A 15,515-nucleotide genomic window follows, 5' to 3' on the forward strand; every position below is an offset into this window, starting at 1 on the left:
TTTGATTTCAGCTGCTTTTATTCTGTTTAAACAGTCGCTTTTTCTGGTTCACCAAAAACTTGTTTTTGCAAACGCAAACCAGTTGGTGTCGTAGCTACTCCGCCTTCTGCGGTTTCCTTGAAGATCTGCGGCATTGCCCGGCCAACCTTGTACATCGCTTCAACGACTTCATCGGGCGGGATGACACTGCGGATTCCGGCTAGCGCCATATCTGCGGAGATAAAGGCTTGCGAAGCCCCCATTGCATTTCGTTTTACACAAGGAACTTCAACTAAACCAGCAACGGGATCACAAATGAGGCCCATAACATTTTTTAAGGTAATAGCAAGTGCATTTGCGGCCATTTCTGGCGTGCCGCCGTTGGCAGTAACTAAAGCAGCTGCTGACATCGCGCTGGCAGAACCGACCTCAGCTTGACAGCCACCTTCCGCACCAGAGATCGACGCGTTGTTTGCCATAACGAGTCCAAATGCGCCAGCGGTAAATAGGAAATCAATCTGTTGTTCATGTGTTAATTCTAGTTTTTCACGGGCAGCCATCAAGACACCCGGCAAGACGCCGGCACTACCGGCAGTAGGGGTGGCACACACTAAGCCCATCTTAGCATTGACTTCATTGACGGCGATTCCGTTACGCACGGCTTTAAGAATCGTATCGCCGCTCATGAATTTGCCGCTTTCGATGTAATCATTCATGCGCTTTGCATCGCCGCCGGTGATTTTCGTTACGGAAGTCACACCTTGGATACCTTCTTCAATGGAGCTTTCCATTACTTCCAAATTGCGTTCCATCAACGCAATGATTTCTTCACGTGTACGATCAGTTAACTCCATTTCGGTCGCGATCATTAATTCGCCAACTGTTGGATAATCCTTTGCTTGCTCTACCAGCTCCTGGATTGAATAAAACATGACAATTCCTCCTATACTATTTGAAATAAGTGACGCTCAGTACATCGTCTTCACGTTTGATCTCTTGTCTTAAGCCTTCTGGATCGTCTGGGGTATCATCGATCTCTAACAGAACGATGCCGTTTTCACCACGTGTTTTTCGTGTCATCGTGACTTTTCCGATGTTCAATCCATGCTTCATGAAAATCGTAGATACCCGAGAGAGCAAACCAGGCACGTCTTTATTGATAATGATATAGGTAGGATTGCCCATGCCAAGCGATATGCTGTAGCCGTTCATTTCTGTAATTTGGATGTTGCCGCCACCAATCGAGACCCCAGTAATTGACATCTCTAGATCACCTTTAATCATACGAAGGGTAACCGTGTTGGGGTGGTCAGAAATTTCTTTTTTTGGAACAAAGAGAACTTCCATTCCTTGTTCGTGAGCGATCTTCAATGAATCGGATAAACGAGGGTCATCTGGTTCCATCCCTAAAATACCGCCAACGAGGGCGATATCTGTTCCGTGTCCACGATAGGTTTTGGCAAATGATTCAAAGAGATCAAATTCGACTGAATCGGGACGCTCCCCAAAGATCATACGACAAACTTTTCCGATTCTGGCTGCGCCAGCGGTATGTGAACTGCTTGGCCCCACCATTACTGGACCAATAATGTCAAAAACACTGCGATATTTTAATACTTCCATTATTTTATACCTCCCTGAATTATCCGATGAAAATCCTCATCAAGTCGATCATAGTGTAACATATACGCTTTCTGAAAATAGGAAGATTAATAATTTATTTTGTTATTCTCATAATAGTTAAAGAGATTGTGAAGCGTTTTATTATTGTCAGAAAAGTTTGAACAGGTGATTTTCGTCTTGCGTTAGCAGAGAAATTCTGGTATGATACCAAAGTGTGTCTTTACGCACATGGTTTTAAAGTGGGAGGAGAAATTTTGATCTCCAATTAACCACATCACGGACTCAAGGAGGTATGTCTCGTGGCAAAGAAAGTAGAAAAATTAGTTAAACTGCAAATTCCTGCAGGGAAAGCAACACCAGCTCCCCCAGTAGGTCCTGCACTAGGTCAAGCGGGTATCAACATCATGGGATTCACGAAAGAATTCAATGCTCGTACAGCTGATCAAGCAGGTTTGATCATTCCAGTTGTGATCTCTGTATATGAAGACCGTTCATTTACATTCATCACAAAAACACCGCCAGCTGCCGTATTATTGAAAAAAGCAGCGAAGATCGAAAAAGGATCAGGCGAACCAAACAAAAACAAAGTTGCAAAAGTTACTAGCGATCAAGTAAAAGAAATCGCTGAGTTGAAAATGCAAGACCTAAACGCAGCTAACGTTGAGTCAGCTATGCGCATGGTTGAAGGAACTGCACGAAGCATGGGTATCACTGTCGAATAATTCTCGATGACCCAAGAAAGTAGCTTCTCAGTTGGCTCCCTATCTAAAGATACGGAACACGTGGGAGGTTCTACCGTTATAACCACATCAAGGAGGAAACAAAATGGCTAAAAAGAGCAAAAAAATGCAAGATGCATTGAAAAAAATCGACGCTACTAAGGCTTACCCTGTTGCGGAAGCTGTAGCATTAGCAAAAGAAATTAACTTCGCGAAATTTGACGCAACGGTTGAAGTTGCTTACAAATTGAACGTAGACCCTAAAAAAGCAGACCAACAAATCCGTGGAGCAGTTGTGCTTCCAAACGGAACTGGTAAAACACAAACTGTTTTAGTATTCGCGAAAGGCGAAAAAGCAAAAGAAGCAGAAGCTGCTGGCGCTGATTTCGTTGGCGACGACGACATGGTTGCAAAAATCCAAGGTGGATGGTTCGACTTTGACGTTGTTGTTGCGACACCTGACATGATGGCTACAGTTGGTAAATTAGGTCGTGTGCTTGGACCAAAAGGTTTAATGCCTAACCCTAAAACTGGTACTGTAACGATGGATGTTACAAAAGCAGTTGAAGAAGTTAAAGCTGGTAAAGTAACGTACCGTGTGGATAAAGCTGGTAACGTTCATGTGCCAATCGGTAAAGTATCATTTGATGATGCGAAATTGGTTGAAAACTTTAACACAATCAACGAAACTTTAGTAAAAGCAAAACCTGCTACTGCTAAAGGTCAATACATTAAAAACATTTCAATGACAACAACATTTGGACCTGGTATCCATGTTGAACAAACAGCTATCTAATTAATTTTAGAAAAGTACTTGACTCGGCTAGCTTATCTATGGTAAGTTAGTCGAGGTTAAATATTAACTGTACCGAAGACAGTAGGTGACGCAAGTCTTAATTTCCTACCGAGGACGTTTATTGAGAACATTCAATAGTCCCTCTATGTCTGCGGTGGCATAGGGTATTTTTTTGCTTCCAGCAAAAAATGCTCTTCCATCAAAATCAGGAGGTGAAATATATAATGAGTGAAGTAGCAATCGCTAAAAAAGCCGCTATCGTTGAAGAAGTCACTGAAAAATTCAACGCTGCAGCTTCAGCCGTTATCGTCGATTACCGTGGTTTAACAGTAGAACAAGTGACTGAATTACGTAAACAACTACGCGACGCTAACGTTGAAATGAAAGTTATCAAAAATTCTATCTTAGTTCGTGCCGCTGAAAAAGCTGGTTTGAACGGATTAGAAGAAGTATTCTCAGGACCTACTGCTGTTGCATTTAGTAATGAGGATGTAGTTGCTCCAGCTAAAATTATCGACGAGTTCGCTAAAACAGCTGAAAAACTAGAAATCAAAGGCGGTATCATTGAAGGAAAAGTAGCTTCTATCGAAGAAATTACTGCTCTTGCAAAATTACCGAACCGCGATGGACTTCTTTCTATGCTATTATCTGTCCTTCAAGCGCCAGTCCGCAACGTGGCTTACGCTGTGAAAGCAGTCGCAGAAAAAGAAGAAGAAGTAGCTTAATCGCTGCATAACATATAAACTAAAAAAAACTTACCTAAAACGGAGGAAATTTAAAATGGCATTGAACATTGAAAACATTGTCGAAGAACTTAAAGGCGCGACAATCTTAGAATTAAACGACTTAGTTAAAGCTATCGAAGACGAATTTGGCGTAACTGCTGCTGCTCCTGTAGCTGCTGCTGGCGCTGCTGCTGGTCCAGCTGCTGAAGAACAAACAGAATTTACTGTTGAATTAACAGCTGTTGGCGATCAAAAAGTTAAAGTTATCAAAGCAGTTCGTGAAGCAACTGGCTTAGGCTTGAAAGAAGCTAAAGCTGTAGTTGATGGCGCTCCTGCACCAGTTAAAGAAGATGTATCTAAAGAAGACGCTGAAGCACTTAAAGCTGCTTTAGAAGAAGTTGGCGCATCTGTAACATTAAAATAATCATTGTTGATTATTCGAAAAAGGACCTAATTATAGGTCCTTTTTTTGTTGTTTAAATATCAATTTGAACTGGTTTGATTTTAAGCATTGTGAAGGGATGAGAATTATTTCAATTGTTCTCATTACTCGAATTCTTTTCAATAATAGGGATTTTAGAATAGTGCGAATAAGTTCATAGCTTGTTTAGATTTGTACTGCTTGAGATAACGTCTTCTTTTCTGTAACTATCGTTATTAATTAACTGATTTAAAGATCTAGAGTAAGTTATTATAAATATCTAAGTTATCATACAGTTTTGTTGTATCACTAAAATAGTATCGTTACTATTATAAGTGAGCTAGCTCGAAAACATGTTTTTTAATAAGTGTTATAGGTTCATAAAAATCTAGGAGGCGTATTATGGAAAAACTGAAACGATTGCTTGCTGTTAGCGTTGTATGTATTAGTATGTTTGGCTTTACTTTACCGGCCTTTGCCCACGGCTATGTGACATCACCAGGAAGTCGTGCTTATTTAGGTACAGCTGCAGGTGGAAATCTCAATCAAAATGTGGGACGAGCGCAATGGGAACCTCAAAGTATTGAAGCAAAAAAGGGGACTTTTATAGAAGGGAAAATAGCTAGCGCTGGAGTCAGTGGCTTTGAGCCTTTGGACGATCAATCCATTAATCGCTGGCATAAAAATCGTATTTCTTCTGGTGCATTGACGATTTCATGGTATCTTACAGCGCCGCATAGAACCAGTACGTGGGATTATTACATTACTAAACCTAACTGGAATCCAAATAAACCATTGAAATTTACTGATTTTGAATTAATAAAACAAATTGATGATCATGGAAAAATACCATCAAAAGTTGTGAATCAGCAAATTACAATTCCAAAGGATCGAAAAGGAGACAATGTGATTTTGGCAGTTTGGAATATCAGTGATACTGTCAATGCTTTCTATCAAGTAGTTGATGTAACTATTCAATAATAATTTCAGAAATGGAGGGAGGGTCAACCGACTCTCCTTTTTTGCGAGGTATTGCCAGAAAGTCTTTAATTTATTCGAAAAGAGTTACTTTGCTTTATGAGTATTATCAGCTGTTAATGAAAATACTTGTATAGACTCTGACTTACAGGGAAATAGAAATAAAAAAACCGAGCACTGAAAATGCTCGGATGGAAAGCTTTTGATAAATTTATTGCAGAACTTCGATCATAACATCTGTTTGGTCGGCGGGCACATTTCCAGCATAGTTTGGTGTCGCTAAGGAGAGACCACCGTGCTTATTATGGAATAAATAGAGATTTCCGGACTGATTGTTAGTGTTCGTGGGACCAGATATTTGAACATCAATCGAAAGCATAGTACTTACCTTAACAGTTCGAATCTCATTAGTATTTGCTGAAAAGATTCGAACGGATTTTTCTGGAACATCTTGCATCGTAAAACTATAAACAGCCTCCCTATTGGTATCTCCATTGAAAGTCATTCGGTTTGTATTTGTGTTAATATTTATTGAATCAGGTACGTTCATACCATTAAAGTAGAATGTCGCGTATCCTCCAAACTCCTCTGCAGAAACGGTATCAACTTCAGATTGTTCAGAAGAAGTAATCGTACTTGAAGACGTTGTTTCAGATGAAGACGACTGACTACTAGAAAGATCGGACGAGGATATTCTTGATGTTTGCTTAAGTCTTGATGAAGCTGATGAGCTCTTTGTACTACTTGTCTCGCGAGTAGATTTTTCTGTTGATTCTTGTGATGGACCACGATTGCATCCGACGAGTAAGAAAGATGCAATGAGACAGATCATAAAGATTTTTTTCAAAGACAATCCCCCCTTCATAATAAAGTATAACACTAAATAATTAGCTTGTAATCGTTTACACGTAGTTTGCTGGTTTCCTTCAAAGATTAGACATTTATCTACCAATCGGCTTCTTTCGTGAGCAATATCTTTGTGCGATCAAATAATAACGCGTAGACTATTAATCAAGAAGAAGAAAAGGACTGATGATTTTTGAAAAAAATGTATGAAACAGCAATGATTAATCATGGCGGACGTACCGGAGATGTGCAGGCGCCAAACGGCAGTATGAGAATGAAGATTGAACCACCTTCTATTCATGCGGAAGGAACGAACCCTGAACAGTTATTTGCGGCGGGCTATGCTTCATGTTTTAATGGTGCCGTTCATCACATGTTAAAAGAGCATAATATCGAATCAGATGCAGAAGTGAAAGCACGTGTGTCTTTGTATCAGTTGGATGACGGTGGTTATCAAATCGGAGTGATTTTAGAAACTTCACTACCTGGTGTAGAAAAAGAAGAAGCACAAAAAATTGTTGAAGAAGCTCATGAGTTTTGTCCATATTCAAAAGCAACTCGCGGAAACATCGATGTAGAAGTTGTATTGGTATAGCCTGAAGATCCCTCGAATGATCGAGGGTTTTTTTCTTTTCATTTTTTTTCATAAGTTATTGCAAATGGATGAAATAACACTCGATATCGAAAAGAATCTTTCTGACAATTAGCAAAAAAGAGAGAAAAATAAGAGGCGTTGCATATCACTTTACAAAAATTTAGGAATTAAATAAACTAAAGTCTCAATTATTTTGTAAGGGATGTGTAATGAAAATGAAAAAATATTTGGCAGAATTTATCGGTACCTTCATGCTTGTTTTTTTAGGAACTGGTACAGTAGTTGTTGCTAAAGGTGGTACGTTGACGATTGGATTAGCATTTGGTTTAGCGATAACGATCATGGCCTACGCAGTGGGAGGCATTTCTGGTGGAAACTTCAATCCAGGTGTATCTATTGCAATGATGATCAACAAACGTTTGGAAGTGAAAGAGGGTATTTTTTACATCATCGCTCAGGCACTAGGCTCAATTGTAGCTTCAGCAATTTTATACATTTATGTTCATGCTTTAGAATTACCTAGCGATGGCTTTGGTCAAACTGATTTCCCAAACATTAGTGTAGCGCAAGCATTTGGCGTGGAAACATTGATCACTTTCTTATTCGTATTTGTGATCTTAATGGTTACGAGCGAAAAATATGGCAACGCACAAATGGCTCCAGTAGCAATCGGCATCACGTTAGCATTCTTAATCATCGTCGCTCTAAACTTAACGGGTGGCTCATTGAATGCAGCTCGTAGCTTGGGACCAGCGATTTTTGCTGGTGGCAGTGCACTATCACATTACTGGGTTTATCTATTAGCGCCAACATTAGGAGCGATTATCGCAGCTTTTGTAGCGAAATATATGGGTAGTGAAGAAAAATAAATGAAGTAATACGAAGAAAGAGCAGAAAGTCGATTTCTGCTCTTTTTCTGTATTATTAGCTATAATGATTTTTCGATTTTTGAGCGATGATAGATGGAATAACCAATGACAAATAAGTAAGCTATCACCATTGGGATGATAACAGTGAAGGTGATGCCCATCAACGCGAAAGTTAGCAATAGCGCAGAATAGACATAAAGCATCATATCAAAGGCTTTTGCCTTAGCCATATTACCGATCATGACATTTCGTTCGTCTTTTGTATCGATCTCAATTTGTTTGGCCAATTGGGGATTACTTTCAATTGTCTTTTTACTGATAAACTCGCCAAAACCATATCCAAATAAACCACATCCCAACCCTAGGCAAAGATAAGGCAGGCTGGTCATAACCGTGTGGGAATCACCTAATGTTTTTATCAAATAGAACCCGACCCCGATCAACAACACACCTAAAAAGGCAATGAGCAGTTCTTTTGTCTTAGTTTTCTTCATTTTTACTCCCTCCATTTCAGATATTCTCTTCATTAACTAAATTCTTAATTTATCAATTTTTACAGAAACAGGGTTGATTTAATCTGTTAACGGAAAGTTTACTTTACATTTATAGTATAGAGTATAAACCGTTTTATGTAAAGCTTGCTTTCCATAATGTAAATAAAAAATCGTACCAATCTAAAAATGATTGATACGACAGGTTTTAAAGTTGTTCGCTTATAGTGTTAATTTGTTTTTTACGATAGCTGAAAAGAATGACTAAATAGATACATGCAGTGAAGAGAGTGACACCAATCGGGTTATTCATCAGAATGCCAATGAAGATCAATCCCAATACCAGAATCACTAAACCACTAAAGAAACGTTCGGTCTGCGTCCCTTTTTTAAGTGCTAGTACAAAGGCTGCTACGCTGATCAGTAACCAAGTCAATAAGACAGAATAGGAGAGAGAGCCGACGAGATAATTAAACAATTTATTCCCTAAGAAGTACGATAGGATGACACCAAGATAAAGTGTTCCGGTACAGAACAAAACTGCCCGTTGCGGTACTTGGTGTTTGTTTAAAACAGCCAACTTAGAAGTAAATCCAGGATTGTCCTTCACTCTGAAGTACAACGTTCTTGATGAGGCATAGACACCAGAGTTTATCGAAGAAAACAGGGCTAGTACGATTACAAAATTTACGATATCAGTAGCAAAAGGGATATGCATTTTTTGGAAGACCATTACGAAAGGGCTAGCTGTTGTTGCTGCCAAAGTATCCCAACGATAAATGATCAAAAGCAAGAACATTGGCACAAGGTAAAAGGAAATGATTCTTCCCATTACGCCCTTAATGGCTTTAGGAATCGCTGTTTTAGGATCTTCAGTTTCACTAACGGTAATCGCGATCAGTTCTGACCCACCATAGGAATAAATAACCACTAAAAGAGAATTAACCAAACCTTTTAGCCCGTGAGGAGTAAATCCACCATGACTGTTCATTCGAGAAATTGTATCAACAAAGCCGATATTGAAAATTTCATGAGCAACTAGATAAGCACTGAAGGCAATCAATAAAATGATTACAGCAATTTTAACAAAAGCTAGCCAATATTCAGTTTCTGCAAACAATCGAACTGAGTATAAATTGATAACAGTCGTCAATAGAGCTAGGATTAAAACGAATACCCAAGATGGCACATGAGGAAACCATAATTGCATAAAGCTGGCAGCCGCCACTGCTTCAGCAATGATGTTGACCATCCATAATGACCAATATAGCCAATCAATAAAATCAGCAGTTCGTTCGCCAAGAAAAGGTTTAATGATGCCAGATAATCCTTGTACATTGTCACTAGCTAGTACTAAACGTCCTAAGCCGTTCATTACGATAAAGAGAACTAAGCCGCCTAGCAGAAATGCGAGAATAACTGAAGGTCCTGCGATACCGATTGCTTCTCCACTACCCTTGAATAAACCTGCACCAATTGCCCCACCTAGCGCAAGCATCATGATATGTCGAGAAGTCATTTGCTTCTGTAATTTATTTTCCATAAAAATTCCTCGTTTCTAAAACAGATAGAATAGTTTGTAGATTTGAAATATTCTGATAATTATTTGACTATAATACCAAAATATTCTGACAATTCCATTTTTGTGAAAAATGTTTCATTTTGTTTTCATCAAAAAGCTATAAAACGTTCCTGTTAGTTATTTTATCGTTCAAATCTAACGGTTTTTGAATAAATAAACGGCAAAAACTTTTTTTGTTAACTTAGTTAGATAAAAATCTTCATTTACTAGTATAAAACTGTTTTTTTACTTCAGAATTTTCCTAACTAAAGAAATTTTTGAAACGTCTTATAGAATGGATTGAAATACCTATAAAATAGGATTTGATACCGATGATCACTGAATCGATCATGAAGTAATGAGCAAGTTAATAGAAAAAAAGGAAGATTATTTGTAACATAATAATGTAATTATTCTATATAGAAAGAGGGAGAGAAGAATGAGTTGGTTATGGACTTTAATCATTGGAGCGTTAATTGGTGTGATTGCAGGAGCGATCACTAAAAAAGGCGGTTCAATGGGCTGGATTGCTAATATCGTGGCAGGTTTAATTGGTTCTGCGATTGGTCAAGCTTTACTTGGCTCATGGGGCCCTAGCTTAGCAGGTATGGCATTAATTCCTTCTATTATTGGTGCTGTGATTGTTGTTGCAGTAGTTTCATTCTTTATTGGAAGAAAGTAACATTTTAACCCAAAATAAAAAAGCGCCTAGGCGCTTTTTTATTTTGCATTCAACAATTCTTCTTTTCCATGAATCAATTGGGTCAAAAAGCTACAATAGGGGGTCTCAATCTGATGTTTCTTCCCTTTTTCCCAAACTGCACCGTTAATGTAATCAATCTCAGTCTTACGATGGTTTCTTATCAGATCTTGGTACATAGATGGAAAATGCAGTCCTTGTGTTTTAATATCATACGTAGCCTCGACAGCTTGAATGACTTGGGGCTGATCAAGCCTGATTCCTTCTGCTTTTGCTACCTCTGCGAATTCTCCAACAATCGCTTCAATCAGATTTTTTGCAACACTTAATGATCCGAAATCAGCGATATTACAATCCAAAATCGTACACAATCCATTCAGCGTACCGTTGATACAAGCTTTTTTCCAAATTGAATAGCGCACGTTATTGCTATAAATGGGGTTTAATTTCGCTTTTTGGAAAACTTCTAATACCTTTAAAGTAAACGCTTTGCCTTTGGGATCTAAATTCTCCATTTCAATACTACCCGAACCGACTAATTTTGCATGACCAGGTCCAGCTAGTCCAGCGGTCCAAGTAGTTGTTCCGAAAATAATATTTTCTTTTGGAACAAATTTAGCGAGTGTCTCTTCATGACCTAAGCCGTTTAGCAGACAAAAAACGAAGGTCTTTTCACCGATGATCGGCTGAATGTCTTGAAACATTGCTTCAAGCTGCATGGATTTCGTTAAAGCAATAACTAATTCAACATTTGCATGATCTTCGACAATCTCTTCTGGTGAATAGATTGGCAGGTGAGCGACTACCTCATGGTCTTCAAACTCTCCGATCAAGCCCTTTTCACGGATCGCATTGATATGATCCGCCCAGCGATCAATTAAAATGACCTCGTTTCCTGCTTGATGAAGCATTAATCCGATGCGACTCCCCATAGCACCAGCTCCAGCAATTGCAATTTTCATAATCAGAATTCCCCTTTCAAGTTCCACAGAACAGTATACCTAAAAAGCTGTAAAATGAGCGCTTAGGTGCTCAGTTAAGAAATGATATTTCATAAAATATAAATTAAACGTGAAATAGTATTGCGTTTTTAAGTATTAGCGTTTATAATCACTTCATAAAGTTGAAACGGTTTCAGAATGGAATCTTTGGTTTACTAAATAACGGGAAACACATCGTTAGTTGAGTTAAAAAAGGAATTCTTTAATAAAGGAGGAAGCAGATGTTTGGCTTTTCAATTTTTTTAAATGAAGGTTTAACAAGTGAAACGATCCATTATATAAAAACAATGTCACAAAATGGTTTTTCAGGTATCTTCACATCGTTGCATATTCCAGAGGATGATGCAGCGCAATATCGTAAGCGCTTGACTGAGTTAGGTGCGATTGCCAAAACCTGTGAATTGGAATTAATGGTGGATATCTCAGGGGAGGCATTGGCCCGCGCTGGATTTTCCTTCGATCGGATAGATGAGCTGAAAGAAATTGGTGTAACCGGCTTGCGGATGGATTATCACATATGCAATCAACAAATCGCGAAACTTTCACAGCAAATGCTGATCGCGTTGAATGCATCCACGATTACTGAAAAAGACATTCAAGAATTACGAGACGCTAATGCCGATTTTAGTCAATTAGAGGCTTGGCATAACTATTATCCAAGACCTGAGACGGGTTTGGATAGACAGTGGTATCGTAAAAAAAACCAGTGGCTACAAGACTATGGTTTCACCATTCAAGGCTTTGTTCCTGGTGATGAACAGTTGCGCGGGCCTTTGTATCAGGGGTTACCAACTTTGGAAGAGCATCGCGGGCGGCATCCTTTAGCGGCTGCACTGGATTTATTAGCAGATACTGATAAGGTTTATATCGGCGACAGCGGCTTATCAGATGAGACCTTAAGGCATTTTTCTTTCTATATAAAAGAAGAAACGTTAAAACTAAGGGTACAACCATTCGATAAACAAGTTGAGTATGTCTTGGGAGATCATGTCAATAGACAAGATGAAGCACGTGATGTGATCCGCAGCGCAGAAGCCCGTTTCAAAAAAATTCCGCATGTCGAACCGTTACCAGTTAGAGTACGCGAGAGCGGTTCTGTAACGATTGACAATGCAAATTATTTACGCTATATGGGTGAAATTCAGATTGTAAAACGAACACTGCCTGCCGATGAGAAGGTCAACGTTGTCGGCCAAGTGATTGAAAAGGATATAGATTTGATCCAACATATTAAAGCAGGACAGAAATTTAGTTTAGAGAGTGTGGAAAAAAATGATTAATTTAGAGAACTTAACAACCGAACGACGTAATGAAACAACTTTTGGCTTAGATGAAATGAGCGTGGCGGAAGCCGTACGTTTGATGAACCAAGAAGATCATAAAGTACCTGATGCCGTAGCAGAACAATTACCACAAATTGAAAAGGTGATTGAAGCAACGATTACAGCCTTTAAAAAAGGTGGACGTCTGATCTATATGGGGGCTGGAACCAGCGGACGTTTAGGCGTTTTGGACGCAGCAGAATGTGTACCGACTTTCGGTGTTGAAGCTGAAATGGTGGTAGGCTTGATCGCAGGCGGCGAACAAGCTATGACCGTAGCCGTTGAAGGCGCAGAAGACGATGCGGAACTAGGCACGCAAGATCTAGTTGATTTGAAATTAACTGAAAATGATATGGTGATCGGGATCGCAGCTAGCGGCCGCACACCTTATGTCATCGGCGGACTAGATTATGCTCGCTCGATCGGTGCAGCAACTGGAACGATTTCATGCAACAAAGGTGCTGAGATCAGCAAGCATGCGGATCTGCCAATCGAAGTTGATTGCGGACCAGAGTTTTTAACGGGCTCTACTCGTTTGAAATCAGGGACAGCGCAAAAATTGATCTTGAATATGGTCTCAACTATCAGCATGATCGGGATCGGAAAAGTTTACAACAATTTAATGGTCGACGTGAAGCCAACCAATGAAAAATTAGTCGAACGTTCAAAGCGCATCATCATGCAGGCGACCGAAGCAGATTACGAAACAGCGGCTCGCTATTTTACTGAAGCGGATCAAAATGTGAAATTAGCAATCGTGATGATTTTGACAAATAGTTCGAAAGAAGAAGCAGCTGAAAAACTAATCCATGCCGATGGATTTGTAAAGCGAACAATTTAGGAGGTAAGCACAATGGCGAAAGAAGAATTAAGCTTGAATCAAATTGCTAAAGAAATCTACGACGGCGCCGGTGGTATGGAAAATGTCCAAAGCGTCGTTCACTGTATGACTCGTGTACGGATGAGCGTACGTGATGACAGTAAAGTTGATCAAGCGAAGTTGAAAAGTATCCCGGGTGTACTAGGTGTTGTTGATGATGAACAATTACAAGTCATCATCGGTCCAGGAAAAGTCAACAAGGTCGCAAAAGAAATGGTCGACATGGCAGGTGTAACTCTTGGTGAAGAATTGCCTCAAGGTTCTGGTAAAGATAAAGTCAACGCTAAAGCTGCAGAAATGAAAGCGGCACAAAAAGCAAAACAAAAGAATTCACCGTTTAAAGCAGTTTTAAAAGACATTTCAAACATTTTCGTTCCAATGATTCCAGCCTTTGTTGGGTCGGGTTTAGTTGCTGGTATTGCAGCTATCCTAACAAACTTAGTCACTGCTGGAACCATCGATGCAGCCAATTGGCGGCAGATTATCGATGTTATGAATATTTTGAAAAACGGAATGTTTACTTACTTAGTGATCTTCACAGGGGTAAATTCCGCCCAAGTATTTGGTGCGAATCCGACACTTGGTGGAGTAATTGGTGCGGTCGTGCTATTAACAGGAATGAATCCTGAAGCCCCGATCAAGAACTTATTTACCGGTGATGCATTAGCTGCCGGGCAAGGTGGGATCATCGGTGTCATTTTCGCTGTTTGGTTATTATCCATCGTTGAAAAACGTTTGCACAAAATTATTCCAGACGCAGTCGATATCATTATCACACCAATGCTTTCCTTATTAGTGATCGGTTTGCTAGAAATCTTCTTGATCATGCCATTAGCCGGTTTTATTTCGAACGGTATGGTTGGCGGGATTAACTGGGTATTATCCGTTGGTGGTGCCTTCTCTGGTTTTGTTTTAGGAGCACTGTTCTTACCGATGGTAATGTTCGGTCTGCATCAAATCCTGACCCCGATCCATATCCAAATGATCGGTGAAACAGGCAAAACTTTATTGTTGCCGATCCTAGCGATGGCTGGTGCTGGTCAAGTCGGTGCGGCGTTTGCCCTATGGATCAAATTACGCAAAGACAAAGAATTAACTGAAATGATCAAAGGTGCGCTGCCAGTTGGTATCCTTGGTATCGGCGAACCATTGATCTACGGTGTTACCCTGCCATTAGGTCGTCCATTCATCACAGCATGTATCGGCGGCGGTATCGGTGGTGGCGTACTCGGAGCACTTGGCGGAATTGGCGCGATTGCGATCGGACCTTCAGGTGTTGCCTTAATCCCGTTAATCGCGAATGGTCGCTGGTGGGGCTATGTCCTTGGCTTGTTAGCTGCGTACGCAGGCGGTTTCGTTGCAACGTATTTCTTTGGTATTCCAAAAGATAAATTAGCTGAACAAGAATTAGCAGAAACAACAGTTGCTAAAGCAAATGATCCCATTGTCAGCACACCTTTAGCTGCACATGCAACAGATATTTTTACTTCAGTAGCAGAAGGTATTGTTCATCCACTAGAAGAAGCGTCTGATCCTGTATTCGCTGAAAAAATGATGGGTGAAGGCTATTTCGTTGAACCGAAGAACGGTGCGATTTTTGCTCCAGTTGCAGGGAAAGTTTCAACGATCTTCCCAACAAAACACGCCATTGGTATCACGACTGACAGTGGGTTAGAAGTTCTATTACACATGGGAATTAACACAGTCGAATTAAATGGGACACCATTTGACGTACTAGCAAAAGAAGGACAAATGGTCACTCCTGAAACACAAGTTGCTACAGTTGACTTAGCTGGAATCAAAAAAGCAGGTAAAGGAACCTCGATGATGGTCTTAATTACCAATATGAATGATGTAGCCACTCACGTTCTTGAAAAAACTGGAGCGGTTCATGCGTCAGAAGAAGTATTTAAAGCGACAACAGTATAATTATGCGAAAAGCGGTGCCTTGGTTGGCGCCGCTTTATTTATTTAAGAGCAAATGATTTGGCTGTAAACTGACATCTGTT

General features: G+C 39.8%; 17 protein-coding genes and 1 other annotated feature. Of the genes, 11 read left to right on the forward strand and 6 right to left on the reverse strand.

The features are described from left to right. Positions 1–26: 26 nt before the first annotated feature. Together sdaAA and sdaAB are read right to left on the reverse strand one after the other, a co-directional pair. Complete coding sequence (gene sdaAA, locus IGI44_RS05530) at positions 27–911, reverse strand: L-serine ammonia-lyase, iron-sulfur-dependent, subunit alpha (protein ID WP_316402469.1); 885 nt, start codon at positions 909–911, stop codon at positions 27–29. 16 nt (positions 912–927) lie between these two features. Next, positions 928–1,602: an L-serine ammonia-lyase, iron-sulfur-dependent subunit beta gene (gene sdaAB, locus IGI44_RS05535; RefSeq protein WP_438786805.1), complete on the reverse strand. Its 675-nt coding sequence runs from the start codon at positions 1,600–1,602 to the stop codon at positions 928–930. Positions 1,603–1,901: 299 nt separating this feature from the next. Here sdaAB and rplK point away from each other — a divergent pair, with 299 nt between their 5' ends. The 5 genes from rplK to IGI44_RS05560 all read left to right on the forward strand — a co-directional run bounded on the left by rplK (position 1,902) and on the right by IGI44_RS05560 (position 5,244). Then, complete coding sequence (gene rplK / locus IGI44_RS05540; RefSeq protein WP_010739820.1) at positions 1,902–2,324, forward strand: 50S ribosomal protein L11; 423 nt, start codon at positions 1,902–1,904, stop codon at positions 2,322–2,324. 103 nt (positions 2,325–2,427) lie between these two features. Next, positions 2,428–3,117: a 50S ribosomal protein L1 gene (gene rplA, locus IGI44_RS05545; RefSeq protein ID WP_010781346.1), complete on the forward strand. Its 690-nt coding sequence runs from the start codon at positions 2,428–2,430 to the stop codon at positions 3,115–3,117. 54 nt (positions 3,118–3,171) lie between these two features. Then, positions 3,172–3,298: a sequence feature (ribosomal protein L10 leader region), on the forward strand. A gap of 43 nt (positions 3,299–3,341) precedes the next feature. Further along, the gene (rplJ, locus tag IGI44_RS05550; RefSeq protein ID WP_316402467.1) at positions 3,342–3,842 is read left to right on the forward strand and encodes a 50S ribosomal protein L10; all 501 of its coding nucleotides are present in this window, start codon (positions 3,342–3,344) and stop codon (positions 3,840–3,842) included. 55 nt (positions 3,843–3,897) lie between these two features. After that, positions 3,898–4,266, forward strand: a complete 369-nt coding sequence (rplL, locus tag IGI44_RS05555) for a 50S ribosomal protein L7/L12 (RefSeq protein WP_010781344.1) — start codon at positions 3,898–3,900, stop codon at positions 4,264–4,266. A gap of 399 nt (positions 4,267–4,665) precedes the next feature. Continuing rightward, entirely contained in the window at positions 4,666–5,244 is a 579-nt protein-coding gene (locus IGI44_RS05560; protein ID WP_438786806.1) for a lytic polysaccharide monooxygenase auxiliary activity family 9 protein, read from the forward strand. Positions 5,245–5,452: 208 nt separating this feature from the next. On the opposite strand, the gene IGI44_RS05565 is transcribed toward IGI44_RS05560, so the two are convergent. Then, positions 5,453–6,088: a hypothetical protein gene (locus IGI44_RS05565; RefSeq protein ID WP_438786807.1), complete on the reverse strand. Its 636-nt coding sequence runs from the start codon at positions 6,086–6,088 to the stop codon at positions 5,453–5,455. A 192-nt stretch (positions 6,089–6,280) separates the two neighbouring features. On the opposite strand from IGI44_RS05565, the gene IGI44_RS05570 reads away from it, so the two are divergent. Continuing rightward, positions 6,281–6,682, forward strand: coding sequence for an organic hydroperoxide resistance protein (locus IGI44_RS05570; protein ID WP_438786808.1), 402 nt, complete (start codon positions 6,281–6,283; stop codon positions 6,680–6,682). 215 nt (positions 6,683–6,897) lie between these two features. After that, positions 6,898–7,551, forward strand: coding sequence for an MIP/aquaporin family protein (locus IGI44_RS05575; RefSeq protein ID WP_438786809.1), 654 nt, complete (start codon positions 6,898–6,900; stop codon positions 7,549–7,551). A gap of 59 nt (positions 7,552–7,610) precedes the next feature. On the opposite strand, the gene IGI44_RS05580 is transcribed toward IGI44_RS05575, so the two are convergent. After that, positions 7,611–8,045 (reverse strand): hypothetical protein, encoded by a 435-nt coding sequence (locus IGI44_RS05580; protein WP_438786810.1) that lies wholly within the window; start codon positions 8,043–8,045, stop codon positions 7,611–7,613. A gap of 205 nt (positions 8,046–8,250) precedes the next feature. Beyond that, entirely contained in the window at positions 8,251–9,585 is a 1,335-nt protein-coding gene (locus tag IGI44_RS05585) for an amino acid permease (RefSeq protein WP_438786811.1), read from the reverse strand. A 457-nt stretch (positions 9,586–10,042) separates the two neighbouring features. Between IGI44_RS05585 and IGI44_RS05590 the strand changes: the two genes are divergently transcribed. Next, entirely contained in the window at positions 10,043–10,285 is a 243-nt protein-coding gene (locus IGI44_RS05590) for a GlsB/YeaQ/YmgE family stress response membrane protein (RefSeq protein WP_438786812.1), read from the forward strand. 38 nt (positions 10,286–10,323) lie between these two features. On the opposite strand, the gene IGI44_RS05595 is transcribed toward IGI44_RS05590, so the two are convergent. Next, positions 10,324–11,265 (reverse strand): 2-dehydropantoate 2-reductase, encoded by a 942-nt coding sequence (locus tag IGI44_RS05595; RefSeq protein WP_438786813.1) that lies wholly within the window; start codon positions 11,263–11,265, stop codon positions 10,324–10,326. A gap of 260 nt (positions 11,266–11,525) precedes the next feature. On the opposite strand from IGI44_RS05595, the gene IGI44_RS05600 reads away from it, so the two are divergent. The 3 genes from IGI44_RS05600 to IGI44_RS05610 are packed head-to-tail and all read left to right on the forward strand — an operon-like array spanning position 11,526 to position 15,435. After that, positions 11,526–12,584 (forward strand): DUF871 domain-containing protein, encoded by a 1,059-nt coding sequence (locus tag IGI44_RS05600; protein WP_438786814.1) that lies wholly within the window; start codon positions 11,526–11,528, stop codon positions 12,582–12,584. Beyond that, positions 12,577–13,467, forward strand: coding sequence for an N-acetylmuramic acid 6-phosphate etherase (gene murQ / locus IGI44_RS05605; RefSeq protein ID WP_438786815.1), 891 nt, complete (start codon positions 12,577–12,579; stop codon positions 13,465–13,467). Before IGI44_RS05600 ends, murQ begins: the two co-directional genes overlap by 8 nt. Positions 13,468–13,479: 12 nt before the next feature. Beyond that, complete coding sequence (locus IGI44_RS05610; protein WP_438786816.1) at positions 13,480–15,435, forward strand: glucose PTS transporter subunit IIA; 1,956 nt, start codon at positions 13,480–13,482, stop codon at positions 15,433–15,435. Positions 15,436–15,515 lie beyond the last annotated feature (80 nt).

The organism is Enterococcus sp. DIV0756 (assembly GCF_051710745.1).
Lineage (GTDB): Bacteria > Bacillota > Bacilli > Lactobacillales > Enterococcaceae > Enterococcus_A.